The organism is Jujubicoccus corallicola (assembly GCF_047345645.1).
In the GTDB taxonomy this organism is placed as follows: domain Bacteria; phylum Pseudomonadota; class Alphaproteobacteria; order Rhodobacterales; family Rhodobacteraceae; genus JBLEFH01.
This window is the reverse complement of the sequence record NZ_JBLEFH010000002.1, coordinates 146,950-170,489: the sequence shown is the minus strand read 5'-3', so window position 1 is coordinate 170,489 and position 23,540 is coordinate 146,950. Positions and strand designations below refer to the sequence as shown.

Below are 23,540 nucleotides of genomic sequence, written 5' to 3'. Positions count from 1 at the left end.
TGCTATAATCGGTTGCGGCGCGACCCTTTAAAGCCGCGCCGCAAGCCCTTCAAAACCCGCGCTTAAACGTCGGCGTAAATCTGCGCGATCCGATCCACGGCGGCTTCTGGCGACAGCTCTTCGCTCTCACCCGTCCGGCGGGAGGTCAGCTCAACCACGCCCTTTTCCAGCCCGCGCGGGCCGACCGTGATCCGCCAGGGCAGACCGATCAGATCCATGGTCGCGAATTTCGCGCCCGCCCGCTCCTCGCGGTCGTCATAGAGCGGATCGAGACCCTTGGCTTGCAGCGCCTCATAGATCTTTTCGCTCGCCGCATCCGCCGCGCTATCGCCTTGTTTCAGATTGACAATCCCGGCATGGAATGGCGTCACGCCCTCGGGCCAGATGATGCCTTTATTGTCATGGTTCGCCTCGATCAGCGCGCCGACCAAACGGCTCACCCCGATCCCGTGGCTGCCCATATGCACCGGTATGCGGCTCCCGTCAGGGCCCGTCACCACGGCGCCCATCGGCTCGGAATATTTGGTCCCGAAATAGAAGATCTGACCGACCTCGATCCCGCGACCCTGCACCCGGCGATCCTCCGGCACCTCGCCGAATTTCGCCGCGTCATGGGTCTCGTCTGTGCGCGCATAAGGCGTCGTCCACTCGGTCTTGATGCCCTCAAGCTGGTCGCGATCCTGCCAGTCGATCGCCCGGTCGCCGAGGCGCAGATCGGTGATCGTCTTGTCGTAAAACACCTCGGACTCGCCGGTGTCCGCCAGCACGAGAAACTCATGCGTGTCGTCCCCGCCAATCGGGCCGCTATCCGCGCGCATCGGGATCGCCGTCAGCCCCATCCGCTCATAGCTGCGCAGATAGGAGACGAGATGCCGGTTATAGGCGTGCATCGCATCCTCTTTGGTGAGATCGAAATTATAGCCGTCTTTCATCAGGAATTCGCGGCCCCGCATCACCCCGAACCGGGGGCGGCGCTCATCGCGGAATTTCCACTGAATATGGTAAAGCGTCAGCGGCAAGTCCTTGTAGGAATTGACGTAAGAGCGGAAAATATCCGTGATCATTTCCTCATTGGTCGGCCCGAACAGCATGTCGCGCTCATGCCTGTCCTTGATGCGCAGAAGCTCCTCACCGTAAGCATCATAGCGCCCGCTCTCGCGCCAGAGATCCGCCGATTGCAGGGTCGGCATCAGAACCGGGATATGGCCCGCCCGCTGCTGCTCCTCATGCACGATCTTCTCGATGTTCCGCAGAACCTTATAGCCGAGCGGCAACCAGCTATAGATCCCAGCGGCCTGCTGGCGGACCATCCCGGCGCGCAGCATCAGCCGGTGGCTGGCGATCTGCGCATCGGCAGGGGTTTCTTTCAAAACGGGAAGAAAATAACGGCTCAGACGCATCGCGATCTCCAAAAAACTTTGCCATGGTCTAGCCGGGAGCGCGCTGCGGTGCAATTGATGTTTCCGCGCACAGACAGTTGCCGCACGGTTAAGCGCTTAACATGGAATAAAATAGTTAATGCGCCCCTTAACATTCTGACATTTTTTGAAACACAACCGTTGCAAACTGCCCAAGAATCATGCAACGTCGCGCTCACAACAGGAAGGATCGAAGAAGATCCGCACGATAAAAGGGCCCGGTCTTACCGGAAACAAGGTCCGAGTTTAGGGAAGAATGGCCCGGCATAGCGCCGGGCCTTATTCATTTTAAAGGATAATTTTTCCGCAGGGCGCGAAATAGTTTCACGCTTAACTTGCCTGCGTGATCTCGGCCTCGGCCCCGAGCGAATCTGCAAGGGCGCTCGCGCGCTTCGTGACCGTCTCGCCAAAGAATCGCTTCGCCTGCGGTCCCAGATGCAGTGTGAGGCGCGATTTCTCCAGCGTCAGTTCCGTATCGCTGAGCGCCGCCGCGGAGCCGCCCGCCAGCATCGCGCCAAGGCGCAGCGCCCGCCCGACCCGCTCGGCCTTTTGCCGCATCTGCTCATCCACCACCCCGGCGACAAATTCGTCATCGACATGTTTGCGACTGTTCTTGTAGCGGTGGAGCAGCGCCAGCCCGAGGAAGATCCGCTCATCATGCGCCAGCCCGCCAAGATTGGCGCGAGTCGCGGTCTCAAAACAGGTTTCGGCGCGGTAATCGGGATGCGAGCGCCAGTTGATGTCATGCAGAAGCGACGCCGCATGGATCAGCCGCAGCACCTCCTTTGGCTCATCGCGAAAGAGCGGCTGCATCCACAGATAGAGCGCATCACCCGCCCCCGGAAACCGCGCCGAGGCCGCTTCCATATGGAGGCACGCTTCAATCAGCGGATCGCGGGAGCGCAGCTGTTTCGGCAGCGCCTCATACAGCATCCCCTCCCGGATCCCGTAAGACGAAATCGCGAGTTCCGCGGGCGAAAATTCCTTTACGATCCGGGCCAGAACCTCCGCCGCGAGCGGCACCAGTTGCAGCCGCGCCGCCGAAGTGTCGGTCCCAAGCTCGCCGAGGCCATCCGCATCTTGCCCGGCGCACCACTCCGCCGTCTCCGCCGCCTGCTCTGGCGTCATGCGATACTCATGCAGCACCTTCAGCGGATAGCCATTGCGTTCCATATCGACGCGGGCAATCGCCCGGAAAGATCCGCCGACAAGGAACATCCGGTCCGGCTTGCCGGGAAATTTCTTGTGTAATTTCTTCAGCGTTTTCTCGATATAGGCCGCGCGGTCCTTGGCCTTCTCAAACTGCTGAAGCTTCAGCGGGCCGAGCGCGGAGGTCTCGCAGCGCCCGATCTCGCCGCCCGAAAGCTCCGCCAGTTCCAGCGACGAGCCGCCAATATCGCAGACGATCCCTTCCGCATCCGGCCAGCCGAGCAGCACCCCCTGCGCCGAGAGCCGCCCCTCTTCCGGGCCGCTCGCCACTTGCAGCGTGATGCCGGTTTCCGCCTCCACCTGCGCGACGAAATCCGGTCCGTCCTCCGCGTCGCGGACCGCCGCCGTCGCAACCCCGTTGAGGCTTTGCACCTCCATCGCCTTGGCGAGCGCCGCAAAGCGGTTCAGCGTCTCATGCGCCCGCGCCCGGCCTTCGGGGTTCAACACGCCCGAATCCGCCATGTCCTTGCCAAGCCCGCACAGCACCTTTTCGTTGAAAAAATAGGCCGGAGACCGCGCCGCCCCCTCAAAAACCACGAGGCGGACCGAGTTTGAGCCGACATCGATCACGCCGACCCGCATTTCTTGGCCCAAAGCGTAGGGGATGACACCGGCGCTGCCTTGTTGCGGCTCTTGTTCCTGCACGACATCCCTCCCCGTTTTAACAAAGAGGTAACCTGCTCAAAGAGCCGGGGTCAATCGGTTCAGTGGCGCGAGTGCGTCAGGCGCGGCACATCGTCGATCCCGGCGCTGCCCCGGCCCGACATGGAGGGATTTTCCATGAAAAACTTGTGGCAGTTAAAGAGCCGCTCGCCCTCTTTGGCGACATGGCGGTCGAATGTACCGTCCGGGTTCAACACCCAGCTTTGCGCCGTATCCGCCAGATTCGCCGCCATGATCTGATCGAGGATCTGGCTATGCACGGTCGGGTTGTGGATCTGCACCATATGCTCGATCCGGCGGTTGAGGTTGCGCCCCATCAGATCGGCGGAGGACATATAGACCTTCGCGCCGGTATTCGGCAGCGCATCGCCATTGCCGAAGCAATAGATGCGGCTGTGCTCCAGAAACCGCCCGACGATGGATTTGACGCGGATATTCTCCGACAGCCCCTTCACCCCAGGCCGGATGCCGCAAATGCCGCGGCAGATCACCTCGATCTTCACCCCCGCCTGGCTCGCCTTGTAAAAGGCGTCGATGATCTGCGGCTCGATGATCGAGTTGCATTTGATCCACACATGGGCGGGCCGCCCCGCCTTCGCATGTTTCGCCTCTTCCTCCAGATCCGCGATCAACCGCTGCTTGAGCGAATGCGGCGACATTTGCAGATTCTCCATCTCCGTCGGCAGCGCATAGCCGGAAACGTAGTTAAAGAGTTTCGTCGAATCGCGCCCCAAGGCCGGGTCGGTCGTGAAGAAGCTGAGATCGGTGTAAATATTCGCGGTAATGTGGTGATAATTCCCGGTGCCATAATGGGAATAGGTCACCAGCTTGTCGCCCTCACGCCGCACCACGGTCGAGACTTTGGCGTGGGTTTTCCAGTCCATAAACCCATAAACCACCTGCACGCCGGAGCGCTCCAGCTTGCGGGACTGCCGGATATTCGCCGCCTCATCAAACCGCGCCTTCAGCTCCACCAGCGCGGTGACGGATTTGCCATCCTCCGCCGCCTCGCAAAGCGCATCCACAATCGGACTATCCTGCGCTGTGCGGTAAAGCGTCTGCTTGATCGCCACGACATTGGGGTCGCGCGCGGCTTGCTGGAGGAACCGCACTACGATGTCGAAGGTCTCGTAAGGGTGGTGCAGCAACATATCCTTCTGGCGGATCGCGGCGAAAATATCGCCGTCATGGTCGTTCACCACCCGCTCCGGCATCCGGGGCACGAAGCGCGGCCAAACGAGGTCGGGCCGGGTCTTGATGATCATTTCCGAAAGGTCCTTGACCCCGATCACCCCGTCCACCTCGATCACCTCGGCGGGGTCGATATGCATCGCCTCGACGATCATCTGATGCAGATCCTCGGGCGCGCTGGCGGACATTTCGAGCCGGATCACATCGCCCCGGCGGCGACGTTTCAGCGCGCTTTCAAACTCGCGCACGAGATCCTCGGCCTCTTCCTCCAGCTCCATTTCGCCGTCCCGCAGCACGCGGAAGGCGCAGGAGCCATCAAGGCGATAGCGCGGGAAAAGCTGCGGCAGGAAGGCTTCGAGCAACCCTTCGAGCGGCAGGAAGCGCTTGTTGCCGCCGCGCGGCGTCTCCACCTCGATAAACCGGTCCACCTGCGCCGGGACGGGCAGGAGCGCGTGCAATTCCTCACCCGTCTCTTCATGAATGAGCGACAGCGCGAGGGCGAAACCATTATTCGCGATGAAGGGAAACGGATGGGCCGGGTCAATCGCGATCGGCGTCAGCACCGGGAACACCTGATTCATAAAGGTGTCCTCAAGCCGCTTGATATCCGCCTTGGTCAGATCCGCGCGGGTGATGACATCCAGCCCCTCGGCGGACATCTGCGCCTGCAACTCACGCCACACATCCTGCTGATAATCCATCAGCTTGCGCGCCTCGGCGTCGATCTTGCGAAGCTGCTCCTCCGGCGTCATCCCGTCGGCAGATGGCTTGGAAATCCCCGCCCGGACCAGCCCGCGCAGACCCGCGACACGCACCGAAAAGAACTCATCGAGATTGGAGCCGGAGATCGAGACGAACCGCACCCGCTCCAGCAGCGGCACCTTGGGGTTCTCCGCCTCTTCCAGAACGCGCCAGTTGAACGCCAGCCAGCTCAGCTCCCGGTTAAAGAGCCGCGCGCAGCTCTCCATGGTCACGCCATCAAGGGCCACGGGATCGCGAAACGGAGCGGTGAGGAAATCTGAATTTGTCATAGCTGTCTTCTGGCGTGTTTTCGTGACCCTTTTATGAATCTTCTGAGAAATCTCAGGGCGTCTCACACACTCTATCATCATTTTGCGCGCCAAGGGCCTGCATGACGGAGGCGGCCAGCGGCACCGTGATCTCCCGCCGCGATTCCATCGCGACCTCGTCAAGCTGCGCGACAAGGCGGCGAGCGGTCTCGAAACTCCGCTCCATCCGGGCGACCATATAGGTCACCACCTCGCCCGGCGGCACCAGCCCGCGATCATCGAAGAGCTTATAGAGAAGCGCGCCAAGCAGCGCATCATCCGGCGGGTTGATCTGCGCCAGATTGGCGGCCCGCACGCGGCTCGCCAGATCCGGCAAGGTGATCGCCCAATGGGCCGGCACGCCGCGCCCGGTGATCATCAGCGCCTGCCCCGCTTCGGCCAAGAGGTTGTGGAGGTGAAACAGCGCCGCCTCCGCCGCGTCCTTTTTCGGGCCATTCAGCCGGTCGAGATCCTCCACCGCCACCGGGCGGCGGGCCAGCCCCGGCAGATTGGCGCTCGCAAGGCTCTCGGCATCCACAATGAGCGCCCCGGTCTGCGTCGCCCAGACATGCGCCAGATGCGTCTTGCCCGAGCCCGCCGGGCCGGACAGCACCAGCTTGCCCTCAGGCCAGTTGCGCCAGTCCTCGACCATCGCGAGGGCCAGCGCATTCGGTTGCGAGATGATGAAATCCTCACGGCCAAGCGCCTGACGGCGCGGCAGCGGCAGGCGCAACTGACGGGCGGGCTCGCTCAAAGCTCGTCCCCGTTGATGCTGCTCGTCTCCGTGCCGCGGTAAAGATCGCTCTTGAAATACTCATCCATCGCATGGCGGAAAAAGACGCCAAGACAGGCGGCAACCGGCACCGCGATCAGCATCCCCGTGAAGCCGAACAGCGTCGCAAAGGCCGAGAGGGCGAACATCAGCCAGACCGGGTGCAGCCCCACCGAGTCCCCCACGAGTTTCGGCGAGAGGAAATTGCCCTCGACCATCTGGCCGGTCACGAAGATCGCGGCGACGGCGATCACCATCACCCAGTCGCCCCAGAACTGGAAGAGCGCAAGGCCGATGGAGAGCGCGCCGCCGACGATGGAGCCGACATAGGGGATAAAGGTCAAAAGCCCCGCGAACATCCCGACGAGCAGGCCGAAATCGAGGCCCACAATCGCCAGCGCGACCGCGTAGAACGTGCCGAGGATCAGACAGACCGTGAGTTGCCCGCGCACGAAGCCCGCCAGCACATTGTCGATCTCCTGCGCGATCCCGCGAATACGCTCGGCGTGATCGGCGGGCAGCCAGCGATTGACCTTGGCCATCATCCGGTCCCAATCGAGCAGCATATAGAAGGTCACGACCGGGATCACGACAATCGCGACCACCGCATCGACCAGTCGCAGCGAGGATTTCAGCACCGATCCGGCAATCTCACCGGCGCGCTCCTGCACCATGGAGATAAAGTTGTCGATCGCGGTGTTGATCTGCGAGCCTTCCGAATAGACCTCCGGGAAACGGGTAATCAGCAGGTTCTGAAGCTGGTCCAGATAGCCCGGCGCGGCCTGCGCGAAGGCCACGGCCTGCTGATAAAGCAGCGGTACCGCGAAGGCGATGACCACCACCAAGACACTCAAAAGTCCCAGCGATATAATCACCGTCGCCCAGACCCGTTTGATCCCCTGCCGCTCCAGCCGGTCCGCCAGCGGGTCGAGGAAATAGGCCAGCGCCATCCCGGCGAGGAACGGGAACAAGATGCCCTTGAGCAGCCACAGCATAATCCCAAGGACAAGGATCCCGATGATCGTCCACCAGCGTCTTTCGGTCATGGCACTCTCCTTTAAAGGGTTATGCCCGTTATGAGGCCCTGACCCGTGCTGTCAATCTCTGCCGCGCGCAATCTTGCCGCTTCGCGGCATAACGCCGCTTTTAGGTGAATTGTTCCCGGATGAGTCGCTCTTCGAGACCGTGGCCCGGATCGAAGAGCAAGCGATGCACCACACTCATCTCCGTGCGCACTTCGACATACAGAACATCGCGCACCTCATAGCCGTCCGCCACCGCCGCGACCGGGCGCTTTTGCGGCTCCAGCACATCGAAACGCACCACCGCCTTTTGCGGCAAAAGCGCGCCGCGCCAGCGCCGCGGGCGAAACGCCGCCACCGGGGTGAGCGCCAGAATATCCGCGCCAATCGGCAGGATCGGACCATGCGCCGAGTAGTTATACGCCGTCGAGCCCGCCGCCGTCGCCACCATCGCGCCGTCGCAAATCAGCTCTTCCATGCGCGGCCGCCCATCGACGGAGATTTTCAGCTTCGCCGCCTGCGGCCCTTCGCGCAAAAGCGACACCTCATTGATCGCCAGCGCCTGCTGCGCCTCGCCATTTGCGGGCATCGCCACCATCGAGAGCGGGTTGATCTCCGCCAGTTCCGCCTCGGCGAGCCGTTCAAAAAGCCCGTCCTCGCCATATTCATTCATGATAAAGCCGACCGTGCCCCGGTTCATCCCGTAAACCGGCGCGGCCAGCCCTTGGGTTGCGTGGAGCGTCGAGAGCATGAAGCCATCCCCGCCAAGCGCAATGATGATATCCGCATCATGCGCCCGCGTCTGGCCATAGCGCGCGGTCAGCCGGGCATGGGCGGCCTGCGCATCCTCGGCCCGCGAGGCGGCGAAATGAAGCTTGGGCTGCCCCTTGGGAGCGCCCCTGTCTGCTCTTTGCGACATATCCCCCCTCAAGCGGCCTGCGCGCCCCCGCATTTTGTCCCGCCAATCAAGCTGTTGCAAGCGCTCTCGACGCCGCCGCGCCTCTCGCCCGGCCCGCCCAAGGCGAAAACATGCCGCAAACTTCCCCCGAAAACGCCGCAAAACTCCGCTTTCAGCGCCGTTCGTTTCACGTTAGATAACGGCAACCACATCAAAGGGGATAGGATTATGAGCGCCTTTTTCACCCAAAGCCTCGCCGAGCGCGACCCGAAAGTCTTTGCCACAGTTGAGGACGAACTCACCCGCCAGCGCGAGGAGATCGAACTGATCGCCTCCGAAAACATCGTTTCCAAAGCGGTGATGGAAGCGCAAGGCTCGGTTCTCACGAACAAATATGCCGAAGGCTATCCGGGCAAACGCTATTACGGCGGCTGCCAGCATGTCGATGTGACCGAGCAATTGGCGATCGACCGGGCGAAAGAGCTGTTCGGCGCGGGTTTCGCGAACGTCCAGCCTCATTCAGGCAGTCAGGCGAACCAGGCGGTGTTCATGGCGCTCCTCAAGCCGGGCGACACGTTCCTGGCGATGGACCTCGCCGCAGGCGGGCATCTCACCCATGGCGCGAAGCCCAACCAGTCCGGCAAATGGTTCAACCCGGTCCATTACAGCGTGCGCAAGCAGGATCAGGAACTGGATTACGACCAGATGGCCGAGCTTGCCCGCGAGCATAAGCCGAAGCTCATCATCGCCGGTGGCTCCGCCGTGCCGCGCCAGATCGACTTCGCCAAATTCCGCGAGATTGCCGATGAAGTCGGCGCCTATCTGATGGTCGACATGGCCCATTTCGCCGGGCTCGTGGCGGGCGGTGAGCATCCGAACCCGCTCGATCACGCCCATGTCGCCACCACCACGACCCATAAAACCCTGCGCGGCCCGCGCGGCGGTCTGGTGCTGACCAATGACGAAGCGATTGCGAAGAAAATCAACTCGGCGATCTTCCCCGGCCTGCAAGGCGGCCCGCTGGAACATGTGATCGCCGCCAAGGCCGTCGCTTTTGGTGAGGCCCTTCAGCCGGAGTTCAAGGACTACGCCAAACAGGTCGTCGCCAATGCCAAAGCCATGGGCGAAGCGCTGATGAAGGGCGGGCTCGATCTCGTCACCGGCGGGACGGACACGCATCTGCTGCTCGTCGATCTGCGCCCCAAAGGCGTGAAGGGCAACGAGACCGAGGAAGCCCTCGGCCGCGCCCATATCACCTGCAACAAGAACGGCATCCCGTTCGATCCGGAAAAGCCCACCGTGACCTCCGGCATCCGCCTCGGCTCGCCCGCAGGCACCACCCGCGGCTTCGGCGAGGCCGAGTTCACCAAGATCGGCGAGTTGATCGTCGAAGTGGTCAACGGGCTTGCTGCGAATGGCGCGGATGGCAATGCCGAGGTGGAAGAAAAGGTGAAGGCCGAGGTCGCGAAGCTCTGTAAGGACTTCCCGATCTACTGATCCCTTCCGCCTGAACATCCAGACCCGCATCCACTACCGGATGCGGGTCTTTTTTATGCGCGCCCTTGCGGCGGGCGAAACGCGCCAGCGCCGCCCTGATCCGGGTTGCAAGCGACGGCGCGCCGCAGGTCTCGTAAAACAGCGCCTCCGCCTCCCGTGCCCGCTGCGCGGCCTCTTCGGGCAAGATCATCCCGGGGTGCCGATCCTTGGCGCGATGGTCGAAATATCCATTCATGACAGCCTCCTTTGGCAAATCTCTTGCCTCAAGATAGCGTCCGGCTATCATGTCTGAAATGAAACGGATTGAAGGGTTCTTTTCATGAATGAAAAGACTTTACCCCCGACACTCGACTGGGCCGATCTGCCGCTCTTTCTCGCCATCGCCCGCGAAGGCACCCTGACCGGCGCGGCGAAAATCAGCGGCAAAAGCCCCGCGACCCTCAGCCGCCGGATGCTGGATCTGGAACGCCGTCTGGGGAAGGAACTGCTGATCCGCCATGACCGCGGCTATGCGCTCACCGATGAGGGCCGCGCCTTCGCCGACGCACTTGGTACAGTCGAACAGGATCTTGTTCAGTTGATCAAGAAACCAGAGGACGACCTGCCGCTCGTCAAACTCTCCGCCGGAAGCTGGACCAGCCTCGACCTCATCCGCGCCCTGCCCGCCATCCTCGGCACGCCCCCGGAATTCCGCCTGCGCCTCATCGCGGACGAAGCCCGCCTCAGCCTGTCCCACCGGGAAATCAGCCTCGGCATCCGCGCGGGCCGCCCCACCGAAGAAGGCCTCGCCGGCAAGCGCCTCCGCCGCGTCTATTTCGCACCCTATGCTCTTGAAAAATCAGAAAAACGCTGGCTGAACACGACCCTCGACACCCCCTCCGCCCGCTGGGTCGCCGAGCGCGCGGGCGCCTTCGTCCACCTCGAAGCGAGCACCGCCCGGAGCCTCCTCGACATGGCCCTCGCCGGGCTCGGCAAAGCGATGCTCCCCGACTTCGTTGCCCGCCACTACCCAGAGCTCGTCCGCTCCGGCCAGATGGTCCCGGAACTCTCGCATGATCAATGGCTTGTCATGCATGACGACGACCGCCACCTCCCCGCCCAACGCCGCGCCATCGACCGGATCGTGAGCGCGCTAAGGGGGGATTAACCAACTCTGCAATAAACCTAGTCAACGACAGTCATGCATAATGTTAAATAAATATCACAAATCGATGCTACTATGGTGCAGAAAAAACTGAGATGAATATTCCACTAATATGATATTTTTAAGGGGTTATTATGGCTGAAAAAGATGTTGCCGACGCGGCGCTTGCAAATGAACAATACTACGATCTATTCGTTAGTAAAATCACGGCGCAAGTCAACGAACGCTCAGACGAACGCGCTGAAAAGCGTATTGGCAGGCTCATACAAACCGCCGCGGTGGTTATCCCTGTTGTCCTTCTGATTTCGGGAACAATCGCAACTCTTTATATTAAATCCTCTATAACGAGCGCGGCTGAGGAAGCTGTATCAGAACGAATAGACCGGCAATATTTAGCAGCTGAATATAGTGCAGACTTCGCTGCGGCAAGCGTTTTCGCGACGCTAATGGAACGAGACGATGGCTTTACTGACACTCAGATAAAAGAAGCTATGATCGTATGGGAAAATCTATCTGAAACAATCAAAACAAGCCTGAACGATAACGACATCCCCCAACAGGAGAAGGTTCGCTGGAAGGAGCGGATGGACGACCTTCTGATGTTTGCTGATAAGCTAATCAGAAACTTTGCTATGGTTGATAGGGATGTCGAAATAATATCTATTCTCGAAAATGTGAAAGAATTTAATGGTGAAGATTTAGATTTTCTTAGCGAAGATACTCATCGCGTATTATCTCAAAGCTTTGGGAATATTCTTATCGGATCAAATTATTTACCAATTGAATGGATAAATAAAGAACATTTGTCAGCGGTTTATGAGATGCATTTAGAGAGTATAAAAGTTATTGAATACAGATACCCGGAAATAGGACTCTTATATACAATGCTACGCTCACATATGGCGGGCGAGAGCTCAGAGCGCATGACATTATATGTTAATCAACTTGAAAATCTTAAACCGGTTGATTCCTTAAACTTTACGGTAATTCTCAGAAACATTGTCGAGCAAAGTATCGCAGCGCCCCCAAACCAGCCGAGTGGGCGCACTAAGATGCAGCGCAGTGCAGCAAAGGTGGTAGCGGAATTTTTAGAAGCAAACAGAGGCAAGTCGGACGTGCTTGAAAAGGTTGCGAGAGAAATCGAAGGTTTCGATAGCGGTCAAAACGTCGTCGGTGAAAATCGGCCAACCTATGTAGACAAAGAAAATTCAAACTGAGCGCTATCGAAACATTCAAATACTTCTGCGACCTTGAAGAGGAGACGCTACTTAATTTATCCAACTAAGCTACTCCACAACCCCCTTCGCCATCTCCTGATAGCGTGCGATGAGCGCGTCGCGGCTGAGGGGGCCGCCTTCGTCATACCAATTGGTCACGCCGGTCAGCATGGCGATGAGGGCGCGGGTTTCGACATTGGCGTCCGTCGTGCCGCGCGCCTCCAGAATACCGCGCAGGATGCTTTCATAGTCCCGCCGAAGCCCTTCAATCCGGGCGAAATTCTCTGGCTCCAGATTGCGCAGTTCCATATAGGCGATGAAGACCTCGTCGCGGCGGTCGAGGTGGTAATCGAGATGGAAGCGGACGAAGGCGGCGAGCGGGTCGGGCGTCTCTTTCTCCGCCGCGTCCCAGGCCGCGAGCAGCGCGGTCATGTGGCCTTCCATGAGTTCCATTAGCAGGGATTGCTTGTCGGGCACATAGAGATAGAGCGCGCCCGCCTGCACGCCGACCTCCTTGGCGATCTGCCGCATGGAGACCGCCGCATAGCCATGCCGGGCAATCAATTTCAGCGCCGCCGCCCGGATCGCCCGCGCGGTGTCTGCCCCACTCACCCCGGATTTTCGCGCCATCAGTCCTTCGTGGCCGTGGTGCTGTGGCTCACGCGCACATAGCTGCCCGGCGCATCCTCGATGGTGCCGAGAACCTCGCCCGGCTCGCGCGCCTTGGTCGCCTTGCGGCCTCCGGCGAGCGGACGCAGCCATTGCTCCCAATGGGGCCACCAGCTGCCCGGATGCTCCTCGGCGCCCTCGATCCATTCCTCTACGGTGCCCGGCTCCAGCGTGTCATTGACCCAATACTGATATTTGTTCTTCACCGGCGGGTTGACGATCCCGGCGATATGGCCGGAGCCGGAGAGCGTGTAGGTCACATCCGCGCCGGTCAGCAGTTTCGCCCCGCGATAGACCGAAGCGGCGGGCGCGATATGGTCCTCGCGCGCGGCGACGTGGAAGACCGGGACGTTGATCTTGCCGAGATCCACCGGCTTGCCCTCAAAGGTCAGGTTGCCTTTGGCCAAGTCGTTGTTGTTGTAAAAGGATTCGAGATAGTAGTGATGCACATTCGGCACCATCGCCGTGGAATCCGCGTTCCAGTAGAGCAGATCGAAGGCAATCGGCTTTTTGCCGAGCATGTAGTTGTTGACCACATAGCTCCAGATCAGATCATTCGAGCGCATCATATTGAAGGCTGAGGACATGGCCGTCGCAGGCAACACGCCCTTTTCCATCATCGCATCGAGGCTCTGGATCTGCTGCTCGTCGATAAAGACCTGCAGATCGCCCGGATCGGAGAATTCATGCTGGGCGGTGAAGAAGGTGATCGAGTTGAGCCGATCATCCCCCGCCCCGCACATATGCGACGCCATCACGCCGGTCATGGTGCCCCCGATGCAATAGGCGATGAGGTTGAGATCGTCCTGCCCGGTCTCCTCCAGCACCTTCTCGATGGCGGTCATGCCGCCCTTTTTGACATAGCTTTCCCATGTCTCGTCGATATTGGCGGGGCTCGGGTTGACCCAGCTGAGCATGAACACGGTGTAGCCCTGCCCGACCAGCCAGCGCACGAAGCTTTTCTCTTCGTTGAGGTCGAGAATGTAGAATTTGTTGATCCAGGGCGGAATGATCAGCACCGGCTTGGCATAGACCTTTTCGGTCGTCGGCGCGTATTGGATGAGCTGGAACAGCTCGTTCTGGAAGATCACCTTGCCGGGCGTGTTGGCCATGTCGTCGCCGACCTTGAAGGCGTCCATATCGGTCTGGCTGATCGAAAGCTGACCATGGCCGCGGCGCAGATCTTTCAGCATCATTTCCAGCCCGCGCACGAGGTTCGCGCCCTGCTCCTTGCTGGTCGTTTCCATCACCTCGGGGTTGAGGGCGGCGAAGTTCGCCGGGTTCATCGCTTCGATGAAATTGCGGGTGTAGAACTCCACCTTGCGGCGGTCCCGGTCGTTGAGATCATTGCCCATCTCGACCGCCATTTCCCGCAGATGCTTGGCGGCCAACTCGTAACTCTCGCGGATATAGGAGAGCATCGGGTTCTTTTCCCACTCATCATGGGCAAAGCGCTTGTTGCGCGGCTTGCCGCTCGCGAGCGGCTCAGCGGTGAGTTCCGTGCGGCCGAATTGCTCCCAGAATTTCAGGCCCGTGCGCGTCCACAGATCCGCCTGATCGCGCCAGAAGCCGAACATCATGCGGCTGGTCTGCGCCGGATGCGTCATCATCGCCTGCACCAGATGGGTGAAGGCGGGCGTGGTGTTGAGCGGATCAGAGGGGGCGGGGGTTTCATCGCCAAGGCCGGATTCCATGAATTCCTGCCAGATCTTTTGCGTTAACTCGCCAGCCTTCGTCATATTCGCGCTGAATTCAGGGGATGTTGGATCGAAGGCTTCGGCTGCACTCTGATTGTTGCTCATTCCACTTTGCTCCCATTTTCTTCAGCTTGCTGCGGCGCACCCTTGCCAACAGCCGAGGTTTGGCTATCAATGCAAAGAGGTTTCGAACAATAATCAAGGCAAAACTGACATCCCATGCTGCGACCGTTTTGCCTTCTGCTCCTTGCATCCTGTTCGGTCCCCGACACTATACCAAGTGACGTGACGAAACAAACCGGGAATCGGGCCGATGCGCCGCACTTGATGACGATTGCCGAAGCGGATGCGGCGAGCGCCCCGATTGCGGGCGATGCCGAAGAGATGTTGCGCGAGGGCCGTCTGGCCGCCGACGCCGCAGCGCTCGACGCGCGCGCGAGCGGCCTTGCGCCTGCGGGCGGCGACGATATGCAGGCGCGGCTGGAGGCGCTGGAGGCCCGTGCCGCAAGGCTACAGTCAGCCTCCCTCCCCCCGACCGATCTTTCCCGTCAAAACGACGACCCCTCCTGATCCCGGCCAGAGATGCCGGAGCTTGGAAACCGAACCTATGAACACAGATTTTCACCGCATCAAACGCCTTCCCCCTTACGTCTTTGCCGAGGTGAACCGCCTCAAGGCCGAGTATCGCGCGGGCGGGATGGACATTATCGACTTCGGCATGGGCAACCCGGATATGGACACGCCCAAACATATCGTCGACAAGCTGATCGAGACCGTGCAGAAGCCGCGCACACATCGCTATTCGGTCTCACGCGGCATCCCCGGTTTGCGCCGCGCGCAAGCGGGCTATTACGAGCGCCGCTTTGGCGTGAAGCTGAACCCGGACACCGAGGTGATCGCCTCCCTCGGCTCCAAGGAAGCGCTCGCCAACCTCGCCATGGCGATCACCGCGCCCGGCGATGTGATGCTGGTGCCGAACCCGTCCTACCCCATCCACCCCTACGGTTTCATGATCGCGGGCGGCAATCTGCGACATGTTGCCGCGCTGCATAATGGGCGGTTTGAGCCGGAAGCCTATATGCGCGCGCTCGATCAGGCGGTGAAGCATTCCGTGCCGAGCCCGGCGGCAATTGTCGTCAGCTTCCCGTCGAACCCGACCGCGCAGGTCTGCGATCTCGATTTTTACAAGGAACTCGTGGCCTTCGCGAAGAAACACGAGATCTGGGTTCTCTCCGATCTCGCCTATGCGGAGATCTATTTCGACGGCAACCCGCCCCCTTCGATCCTGCAAGTCGAGGGTGCGAAAGAGGTGGCGGTCGAGTTCACGTCGCTGTCGAAAACATACTCCATGCCCGGCTGGCGCATGGGGTTCGCGGTCGGCAATCATCACCTGATTTCGGCGCTGACCCGGATCAAAAGCTATCTTGATTATGGCGCTTTCACCCCGGTTCAGGTCGCCGCCGCCGCTGCGCTCAACGGGCCGGACGACTGCATCGCGGAGATCCGCGGCGTCTATAAATCCCGCCGCGATGTGCTGTGCGAAACCATGGGCCGCGCCGGCTGGGACATCCCGCCGCCGCCCGCCACCATGTTCGCCTGGGCCCCGGTCCCCGAGACATTTGCCCATCTCGGCTCCATGGAATTCTCAAAAATCCTGCTCCGCGAGGCCGAAGTCGCCGTCTCGCCCGGTGTCGGTTTCGGCGAATATGGCGAAGGCTATGTCCGCCTCGGCCTCGTGGAAAACGAGCAGCGCATCCGTCAGGCCGCGCGCAACGTCAAACGCATGATGGACGACGCGGACCGGATTCTAGCCGAGTACGACAACTAATCCGCATGTAAAACGACAGGCAGCGCCCCGAGATCGCTGCCTGTTCTCCCGAGATTTCGGGCCCGCCGCTGTGTATTCGCGGCGATTTTTTCCAGCAAATGGGCGCGAAAGGCTTGAAACGGCGGGTTTTCATGAGAAAGTAATCAGCCAGAAACACGCCGCACCACCCCGGCGGGAAAGGCAGAACCATGGCGATTTATGAGTTCGGTTACGTCTATCGCGGCAGCGCGTTCGATCCGAACCGCAGCAATCTGGAACTCGGGATTTACGAGATCGAGGACACCGCGACCCCGCTCGACATTGCCATCGAGGATGACGATAACATCCTGCAAGACAACAATAATAACAACGGACAGTCGCGCGATGACTCGCAGCAGGTTCTGGCCGAAGCCTTCGACGGCAAGCCTATTGGCACCGGCGTCTATTCCCGCGTGACCTATGAGGTCGAGGTGACGACGCCCAATGGCGATGTGATCACCGGCGAAGCGAACCAGATCGTTGTGGGCGGCACCCGCTATACGGCTTTCCAGTTCGCGGTGGAACCGGGCTCGACGGTGAATTTCCTGTCTTATGACATTGTCGGCGACACCCCTTTCGACGATTTCGTCTGTTTTGCCGCAGGAACGATGATCGAGACCGACACCGGCGCGCGCCCCGTGGAGACGCTCGCCAAGGGCGACAGGGTGATGACGTTGGAGCATGGCCCGCAGGCGATCAAATGGACCGGGCAGCGGCATTTCTCCGCAGAGGATCTCGCCACCAATCCCGACCTCACCCCGATCCGCATCCGTGCCGGCGCGCTCGGCCCGAACCTTCCCGCCCGCGATCTGCTGGTCTCCCCGCAGCACCGCATCCTGCTCCGCTCCAAGATCGTCGCGCGGATGTTCGACGGCGAGGACGTGCTGATCCCGGCCAAGAAATTGCTGGATTATCCGGGGATTGAGATCGCCGATGATGTCGCCGAGATCACCTATGTCCACTTCCTTTGCGATCAGCATGAGGTGGTCACGGCCGAGGGTGCGCTGGCCGAAACCCTCTATCTCGGCCCGCAGGCGCTCGACATGCTGGGGCAGGACGCGGTCCATGAAATCCTCACCATCTTCCCGGATTTGACCCACCATCTGCTGCAAGAACCGCGCGCCGAGCGCCCGCCGCTCTGCAAACCCGTCGCCCGCGGCAAGCGGCAGGCGCAACTGGTCAAACGGCATCTGAAGAACCCGCAACAACCGCTGCTCTCCCTCTGACCCGGCGGTGCGAGAGGCTTGCGGAACGCCGGTCCCGCCTCTAGCCTTACCCCATGTTTGCCAGCACGAAACGCGCGATTGTGGTGCCGCAGTCGGAACATCTGCGCCTCTGCGGCGCGCTCGCGCTCCATTGGGGCAATGCGCGTTTCGCCCTGCCCGCCATCGACCGCGCGGCGCTCCTGCTCGGCATCGCCACCCATGACCGCGCTTTTGGCGAACTCGACACGGCGGAAATCCGGTCGATCACCTCTGCGGACCGCGCCGCGCAGGTCGAGCGCTGGATCGCGACGGGTTACGCCAATATCGACGCCGAAATCGTCGTGCTGAACCATGTCCGCCGCCTGATGAGCTGGGGGAACGAAACCGCCCTCTGCGCCCGCCTCGACGCTCGGATCGCGGAACTGATGCCGCAAGCGACCGCCACCCCCGACGCCTTCGCCGAGGCCGACACAATCACCGATCTCTGCGACAGCATCGCCTTCGATTTTTGCTACGAGCATGAGACCGAACGCCGCAAAACCGTCACGTCCGGCGCGGGCGAAATGGCCGAGCTGACCTACCGCGTGAACGGCGTTGAGATCACCGTGGACCCTTGGCCGTTCTCGGTCACCGCGTTTGAGGGGTATGTGTTGGGATATGAGGCGGAGGGGTATCCCAAACATCTACAACCCTTGTTAATGCCTTATCGGATATGTAGGGCTGAGAGCGCATGAAGCGCCGCAAATACCTGTGGCGCACTCCATGCTGTGAACATGTTAAGCCAACGAATTTATGTATTGATTGGAAAATTTACGGATGAAACTCGCATATATCGCAATCCTGCTCGTCGCTCTCGCCGGCTGCCAGTCCTATGAGACAGGCCCGGATTCAGAGGGCAAGGCGATGGTTTACGAGGCGCCTAAAACGATCATGCAGGCACCCGGAATGTTCGCCGTGATGGTGAGAGGAAATGTCTACACCATCACGCCCGAGGGCGAGAAACAAGGCTGGCGGGTCACCACGAAGAAAGAGACGACGTTCTCAAATGTGGCTCCGCAAGATGAGCGCGGCGCGGTCGATGCGGTCCTGCATATCGCGCGTCAGATGGGTGTCACATGTGAGCCCCCGTCCAAACTGGTGGTGCAGCGCGATGCGTCCAGAGCCAGCTATGGTGAAACGGCGGACTCGCAATATTGGCTTCTGTCGCCGGGGTGTAGCTGAGGCTTTGCCAAACTTGGCCTTGGCGACACGCAAGAGGATACATCCAGAAAAATCGTCAAAGAAACGGTTCTGAATTCCACCATCCTAACCCCCGCCCTTGCTCCCTGCCGCGTTAGTCGCTAACCCCTTCGGCACAACGCGAAAGGACACTTATCATGGCGAAGGCACTTCGAATCGGACTTGCGGGACTGGGCACCGTGGGAACCGGGATTGTGACCATTATTCAGAGCCATGGTGAGATGATTGCGGCCCGTGCGGGTCGGCCGATTGAGATTACTGCCGTTTCCGCCCGCTCGCGCGGCAAGGATCGCGGGGTGGATATTTCCGGCTATGGTTGGGAGGACAGCCCGGCGGAGCTTGCCAAACGGGACGATGTGGACCTGCTCGTCGAAGTGATGGGCGGCGAGGACGGGCCGGCCAAGGCCGCCGTGGAAGCCGCGCTTGAAGCGGGCAAGCCGGTCGTGACAGCGAACAAGGCGATGCTGGCGCTGCATGGGCAGGCACTTGCCGAGCAGGCCGAGAAGAACGACACCACGATCCGCTTTGAAGCGGCGGTGGCGGGCGGCATTCCGATCATCAAATCGCTGACCGAGGGGCTCGCCGGCAACGCGATCACCCGCATCATGGGCGTGATGAACGGCACCTGTAACTACATCCTGACGCGCATGGAAAAAGAGGGCATTTCCTATGAGGATGTGTTCGATGATGCGCTGCGGCTCGGCTATCTCGAAGCGGATCCGACCCTCGATGTGGGCGGGATTGACGCGGCCCATAAGCTGGCGCTCCTCTCGGCGATCGGCTTCGGCGCGCAGGTGGATTTCGACGGCATCAATATCGAGGGCATCGAGCGGGTCTCGCTGACCGATATTCAGCAGGCCAAGGAACTGGGCTACCGCATCAAACTGCTCGGCCTTGCCCGGATGAGCGACGGCAAGCTGGAGCAGCGGATGCAGCCCTGCCTCGTCCCGGCGCGGTCGGATTTCGGCCAGCTCGACGGGGTCACGAATATGGTGGTGGTCGAGGGCGACTCGATTGGCCGCGTGGTGCTGTCCGGCCCCGGAGCGGGCATGGGCGCGACCGCTTCGGCCGTGATGGGCGATGTGATCGACATTGCGCGCGGGCTGACGGTGCCGGTCTTTGGCCAACCCGCCGCGAGCCTCAAGGCGATGGACCGCGCCGCCCCGAATGGCAACAGCGCCTATTATCTGCGGGTGCTTTTGGAGGACACGCCGGGGGTTCTCGCCCGCGTCGCGACCGTTCTCGGCGAGCATGGCATTTCCATCGACCGCTTGATGCAGGATGCGCATAACGAGGATGAGGGCGCGCAGGTGCTGATCATCACCCATGGCGCGCCGCGCAGCGCGCTTGACGATGCGCTGGAGGCGATCAAGGCGCTGCCGACCTCGCTGGCCGATCCGGTCGCGATCCGCATCGTGCAGCTATGATCCGGGAGGCGCGGGCGGGCGATCTGCCCGCCATCACCGGGATTTATGCCCATCACGTCCGGCATGGTCTGGCGACTTACGAGGAAGTCCCGCCCGACCTTGCCGAGATGACCCGCCGGTTTGAGGCGTTTCTGGCAGAGGGCTATCCTTACATCGTCTGGGAAGAGGATGGCACGCTTCTCGGCTACGCCTACGGCGGCCCGTTCCGCACCCGCTCCGCCTATCGCTATCTCGTTGAAGATTCGGTGTATCTGTCGCCGGACGCCCAAGGCCGCGGCATCGGCAGCGCCCTCCTCGCCGAGCTGCTGATCCGCTGCGAAGCCGCCGGTTTCCGCCAGATGGTCGCCGTGATCGGCGACGGCAACAACCGCCCCTCCATCGCCCTCCACGCCAAACACGGCTTCGCCCCAATCGGCACTCTGCCCGGCACCGGATTCAAACTCGGCCAATGGGTCGACACGGTCATCATGCAGCGCCCGCTAGGTGAGGGTAAAGAAACGTTGCCCGAATAGCGATCTGCGCAAAGCCGCTTTAAGTCCTCCGCATAACTTGCCCGCCCGCGCGGCCCTCGCTACAAGCGAGGCAACGGAGCGGACAGGAGGAGCCACCGATGACCAATGATGAAATTTTTGCCGACCGGATGTTGTCGCTCGGCCTTGCCCGCGTGTCGGAGCAGGCGGCGATTGCGTCGGCCAAGCTGATCGGGCGCGGCGATGAGAAGGCGGCGGATCAGGCGGCGGTGGACGCGATGCGCACGCAGCTCAACAAGCTGGACATCAAAGGCACGGTCGTCATCGGTGAGGGCGAGCGCGACGAGGCGCCGATGCTGTATATCGGTGAGGAGGTCGGCGGCGGCAACGGCCCTGAGGTGGACATTGCGCTCGATCCGCTTGAAGGCACGACGCTGACCGCGAAGGACATGCCGAACGCGCTGGCGGTGATCGCCATGGGGCCGCGCGGCTCGATGCTTCATGCGCCGGATGTGTATATGGAAAAACTCGCCATCGGGCCGGGCTATGATGAGGGTGTGGTGACGCTCGACATGACCCCGACCCAGCGGATCGAGGCGCTGGCGAAAGCCAAGGGCGTGAAGCCGTCGGAAATCACCTGCTGCGTGCTGGAGCGTCCGCGCCATGAGGAGATGGTGAAGGAACTCCGCGCGACCGGCGCGGGCATCCGCCTGATCACCGATGGCGATGTCGCCGGTGTCATTCACTGCGCCGAGCCGATGACCGGGATCGACATTTACATGGGCTCGGGCGGCGCGCCGGAGGGGGTTCTGGCGGCTGCTGCGCTCAAATGTATGGGCGGCCAGATGTATGGCCAGCTGCTCTTCCGCAATGACGACGAGCGCGGCCGGGCGGAGCGCGCCGGGATCACGGATTACGACAAGATTTACACCAAGGACGAGTTGGTCACGCAGCATGTGATCTTCTCGGCGACCGGTGTGACGGACGGGTCCATCGTGAAGGGCGCGAAGAAAATCGGCGATTTCCTGGAGACCGAGACGATCCTTATGCGCTCGAAAACCGGGTCGGTCCGCCGGATTATCTACCGTCAAAACAACCAGTAAGTGGCGTTTCTTGATGTAGAGAACAGCCTGTCGGGCCGGTTTTGGCAAGGCCCGACAGATGCCGAGCTTCGGATGGGCGCGGCGATTGCGCAGGCCCATGGGCTGAACGAGATGCTCGCGCGGATCCTCGCACGGCGCGGGATTACGCCGGAAACGGCCCGCGAGTTTCTGGATCCGACCCTGCGCGATCTGATGCCCGATCCGTCGAGCCTGATGGATATGGATGCGGCCACGGCGCGTCTTATCACGGCGCTGGAGCGCGGCGAGCGGATCGCGATTTTCGCCGATTACGATGTGGATGGGGCGGGCTCCGCCGCGCTGCTGATCTTATGGCTGCGGCATTTCGGGGTGGAGCCGACGCTTTATATTCCCGACCGGATCGACGAGGGCTATGGCCCGAATATCCCCGCGATGGAGCGGCTTGGCGCGGCGCATGACCTGATTATCTGCGTCGATTGCGGCACGGTCGCCCATGAGCCTATTGCGGCGGCGGGCTGCGATGTGATCGTGCTCGACCACCACCAGGGCGCCGAAACCCTGCCGCCCGCGGTCGCGACCGTGAACCCGAACCGGCAGGATGAGGAGAGCCCCCTCACCTATCTTTGCGCCGCGGGCGTGGTGTTTCTGCTGCTCGTCGCCGCCAACCGCGGCTTGCGCGGCAAGCGTGATCTGCCGGATCTGATGGCGATGCTGGATATCGTCGCGCTGGCGACCGTGGCCGATGTCGCGCCGCTGCTCGGGCTCAACCGCGCGCTGGTCCGGCAGGGGCTGACCGTGATGGCGCGGCGGCAACGCCCCGGCCTCGTCGCGCTCTCCGATGTGGCCCGGCTCGACCGCGCGCCGGAGGCGTTCCATCTCGGTTTTCTGCTCGGCCCGCGCATCAATGCGGGCGGGCGTGTTGGCCGCGCCGATCTCGGCACGCGGCTCCTGACGGCGCAGACCCATGAGGAGGCCATCGGCCTTGCGACCCAGCTCGACGATCTCAATAAGGAACGCCGCGCCATCGAGGCGCAGGTGCTGGACGATGCGATTGCGCAGGCCGAGGCGCGCGGCGATGCGGCGCTGGTCTGGGCGGCGGGCGAAAACTGGCATCCGGGCGTGGTCGGCATCGTCGCCTCGCGTCTGAAGGAACGGATGCACCGTCCGGCGGTGGTGATCGGGTTTGTGGATGGCGAGGGCAAAGGCTCCGGGCGCTCGGTCGCGGGGGTGGATCTCGGGACGGCGATTTCCAAACTCATGCATGAAGGCCTGATCGAGCGCGGCGGCGGGCATAAAATGGCGGCGGGTCTGTCGCTGACGGAGCCGCAGCTGGAGCCCGCGATGGCGCGGCTCACCGCCCTCATCGACGCGCAGGACGGCGCGACCGGCCCCGAGCCGCTGCGCATCGACGGCGTGATCGCCGCAGCCGCCGCAACGCCGGACCTCATCGAGGACATGGCCAAGGCCGGCCCCTACGGCGCGGCGGCCTCGGCCCCGCGTGTGGCCCTCAGCGGCGCGCGGATCGCCTTCACCCGCCCGGTCGGCGACGGCCATTTGCAGGTGACGTTCAACGATGGGACGGGCAAGCTCGACGCCATCGCTTTTCGCGTGATGGACACCCCGCTCGGCGAGGCTTTGGTCAACCATGATGGCGCGGCTTTCCACGTCGCCGGACGGCTGGAAATCGACACATGGCAGGGCCGGATGAAGGTCAAACTGCGCATCGAGGACGCCGCCCCGGTGCGTTAAGCGTGGCCACAAAAAAATTCGCGAAACCGCAAAAAATGCCCTTGCGCTCCCCCGCCGCTCCCCGTAAACACCGCTG

At 61.6% G+C, this 23,540-nt stretch carries 20 protein-coding genes; 12 read left to right on the top strand and 8 right to left on the bottom strand.

Annotated features, from left to right (window positions below; genetic code table 11):
- Window positions 1-62: 62 nt before the first annotated feature.
- The 6 genes from proS to ACMA5I_RS03595 all read right to left on the bottom strand — a co-directional run bounded on the left by proS (window position 63) and on the right by ACMA5I_RS03595 (window position 8,243).
- The gene (gene proS / locus ACMA5I_RS03620) at window positions 63-1,400 is read right to left on the bottom strand and encodes a proline--tRNA ligase (RefSeq protein ID WP_525884871.1); all 1,338 of its coding nucleotides are present in this window, start codon (window positions 1,398-1,400) and stop codon (window positions 63-65) included.
- A gap of 348 nt (window positions 1,401-1,748) precedes the next feature.
- Window positions 1,749-3,272 carry a Ppx/GppA family phosphatase gene (locus tag ACMA5I_RS03615; RefSeq protein WP_525884870.1) on the bottom strand — a complete coding sequence of 508 codons (1,524 nt, stop codon included), beginning with the start codon at window positions 3,270-3,272 and terminating at the stop codon, window positions 1,749-1,751.
- A 59-nt stretch (window positions 3,273-3,331) separates the two neighbouring features.
- Window positions 3,332-5,512, bottom strand: coding sequence for an RNA degradosome polyphosphate kinase (locus ACMA5I_RS03610; protein ID WP_525884869.1), 2,181 nt, complete (start codon window positions 5,510-5,512; stop codon window positions 3,332-3,334).
- A gap of 52 nt (window positions 5,513-5,564) precedes the next feature.
- Window positions 5,565-6,284, bottom strand: a complete 720-nt coding sequence (locus ACMA5I_RS03605) for a DnaA/Hda family protein (RefSeq protein ID WP_525884868.1) — start codon at window positions 6,282-6,284, stop codon at window positions 5,565-5,567.
- Window positions 6,281-7,348, bottom strand: a complete 1,068-nt coding sequence (locus ACMA5I_RS03600) for an AI-2E family transporter (protein WP_525884867.1) — start codon at window positions 7,346-7,348, stop codon at window positions 6,281-6,283. Before ACMA5I_RS03600 ends, ACMA5I_RS03605 begins: the two co-directional genes overlap by 4 nt.
- A gap of 100 nt (window positions 7,349-7,448) precedes the next feature.
- Window positions 7,449-8,243: an NAD kinase gene (locus tag ACMA5I_RS03595; protein ID WP_525884866.1), complete on the bottom strand. Its 795-nt coding sequence runs from the start codon at window positions 8,241-8,243 to the stop codon at window positions 7,449-7,451.
- 207 nt (window positions 8,244-8,450) lie between these two features.
- Between ACMA5I_RS03595 and glyA the strand changes: the two genes are divergently transcribed.
- From glyA to ACMA5I_RS03580, 3 genes are all read left to right on the top strand, one after another.
- Window positions 8,451-9,719, top strand: coding sequence for a serine hydroxymethyltransferase (glyA, locus tag ACMA5I_RS03590; protein WP_525884865.1), 1,269 nt, complete (start codon window positions 8,451-8,453; stop codon window positions 9,717-9,719).
- A 319-nt stretch (window positions 9,720-10,038) separates the two neighbouring features.
- Window positions 10,039-10,866 (top strand): LysR family transcriptional regulator, encoded by an 828-nt coding sequence (locus ACMA5I_RS03585; RefSeq protein ID WP_525884864.1) that lies wholly within the window; start codon window positions 10,039-10,041, stop codon window positions 10,864-10,866.
- A gap of 131 nt (window positions 10,867-10,997) precedes the next feature.
- Window positions 10,998-12,080: a hypothetical protein gene (locus ACMA5I_RS03580; RefSeq protein WP_525884863.1), complete on the top strand. Its 1,083-nt coding sequence runs from the start codon at window positions 10,998-11,000 to the stop codon at window positions 12,078-12,080.
- Window positions 12,081-12,149: 69 nt separating this feature from the next.
- On the opposite strand, the gene ACMA5I_RS03575 is transcribed toward ACMA5I_RS03580, so the two are convergent.
- Window positions 12,150-12,710, bottom strand: coding sequence for a TetR/AcrR family transcriptional regulator (locus ACMA5I_RS03575; protein WP_525884862.1), 561 nt, complete (start codon window positions 12,708-12,710; stop codon window positions 12,150-12,152).
- Entirely contained in the window at window positions 12,710-14,551 is a 1,842-nt protein-coding gene (locus ACMA5I_RS03570; RefSeq protein WP_525884861.1) for a PHA/PHB synthase family protein, read from the bottom strand. The genes ACMA5I_RS03575 and ACMA5I_RS03570 overlap by 1 nt, the downstream gene beginning before the upstream one ends.
- Before the next feature lie 222 nt (window positions 14,552-14,773).
- Between ACMA5I_RS03570 and ACMA5I_RS03565 the strand changes: the two genes are divergently transcribed.
- From ACMA5I_RS03565 to recJ, 9 genes are all read left to right on the top strand, one after another.
- On the top strand, window positions 14,774-15,016 hold the full coding sequence (locus ACMA5I_RS03565; protein WP_525884860.1) for a hypothetical protein: 243 nt from the start codon (window positions 14,774-14,776) through the stop codon (window positions 15,014-15,016).
- Window positions 15,017-15,053: 37 nt separating this feature from the next.
- On the top strand, window positions 15,054-16,274 hold the full coding sequence (locus ACMA5I_RS03560; protein WP_525884859.1) for an LL-diaminopimelate aminotransferase: 1,221 nt from the start codon (window positions 15,054-15,056) through the stop codon (window positions 16,272-16,274).
- Window positions 16,275-16,462: 188 nt separating this feature from the next.
- Complete coding sequence (locus ACMA5I_RS03555) at window positions 16,463-17,518, top strand: Hint domain-containing protein (RefSeq protein ID WP_525884858.1); 1,056 nt, start codon at window positions 16,463-16,465, stop codon at window positions 17,516-17,518.
- A 53-nt stretch (window positions 17,519-17,571) separates the two neighbouring features.
- Window positions 17,572-18,231, top strand: a complete 660-nt coding sequence (locus tag ACMA5I_RS03550; RefSeq protein ID WP_525884857.1) for a DUF3891 family protein — start codon at window positions 17,572-17,574, stop codon at window positions 18,229-18,231.
- A gap of 82 nt (window positions 18,232-18,313) precedes the next feature.
- Window positions 18,314-18,718: a hypothetical protein gene (locus tag ACMA5I_RS03545; protein WP_525884856.1), complete on the top strand. Its 405-nt coding sequence runs from the start codon at window positions 18,314-18,316 to the stop codon at window positions 18,716-18,718.
- A gap of 155 nt (window positions 18,719-18,873) precedes the next feature.
- Window positions 18,874-20,163, top strand: coding sequence for a homoserine dehydrogenase (locus ACMA5I_RS03540; RefSeq protein WP_525884855.1), 1,290 nt, complete (start codon window positions 18,874-18,876; stop codon window positions 20,161-20,163).
- Window positions 20,160-20,675 carry a GNAT family N-acetyltransferase gene (locus ACMA5I_RS03535; protein ID WP_525884854.1) on the top strand — a complete coding sequence of 172 codons (516 nt, stop codon included), beginning with the start codon at window positions 20,160-20,162 and terminating at the stop codon, window positions 20,673-20,675. Before ACMA5I_RS03540 ends, ACMA5I_RS03535 begins: the two co-directional genes overlap by 4 nt.
- Window positions 20,676-20,773: 98 nt before the next feature.
- Window positions 20,774-21,736: a class II fructose-bisphosphatase gene (gene glpX, locus ACMA5I_RS03530; protein ID WP_525884853.1), complete on the top strand. Its 963-nt coding sequence runs from the start codon at window positions 20,774-20,776 to the stop codon at window positions 21,734-21,736.
- On the top strand, window positions 21,737-23,464 hold the full coding sequence (gene recJ, locus ACMA5I_RS03525; RefSeq protein ID WP_525884852.1) for a single-stranded-DNA-specific exonuclease RecJ: 1,728 nt from the start codon (window positions 21,737-21,739) through the stop codon (window positions 23,462-23,464). It begins immediately after the preceding gene.
- Window positions 23,465-23,540 lie beyond the last annotated feature (76 nt).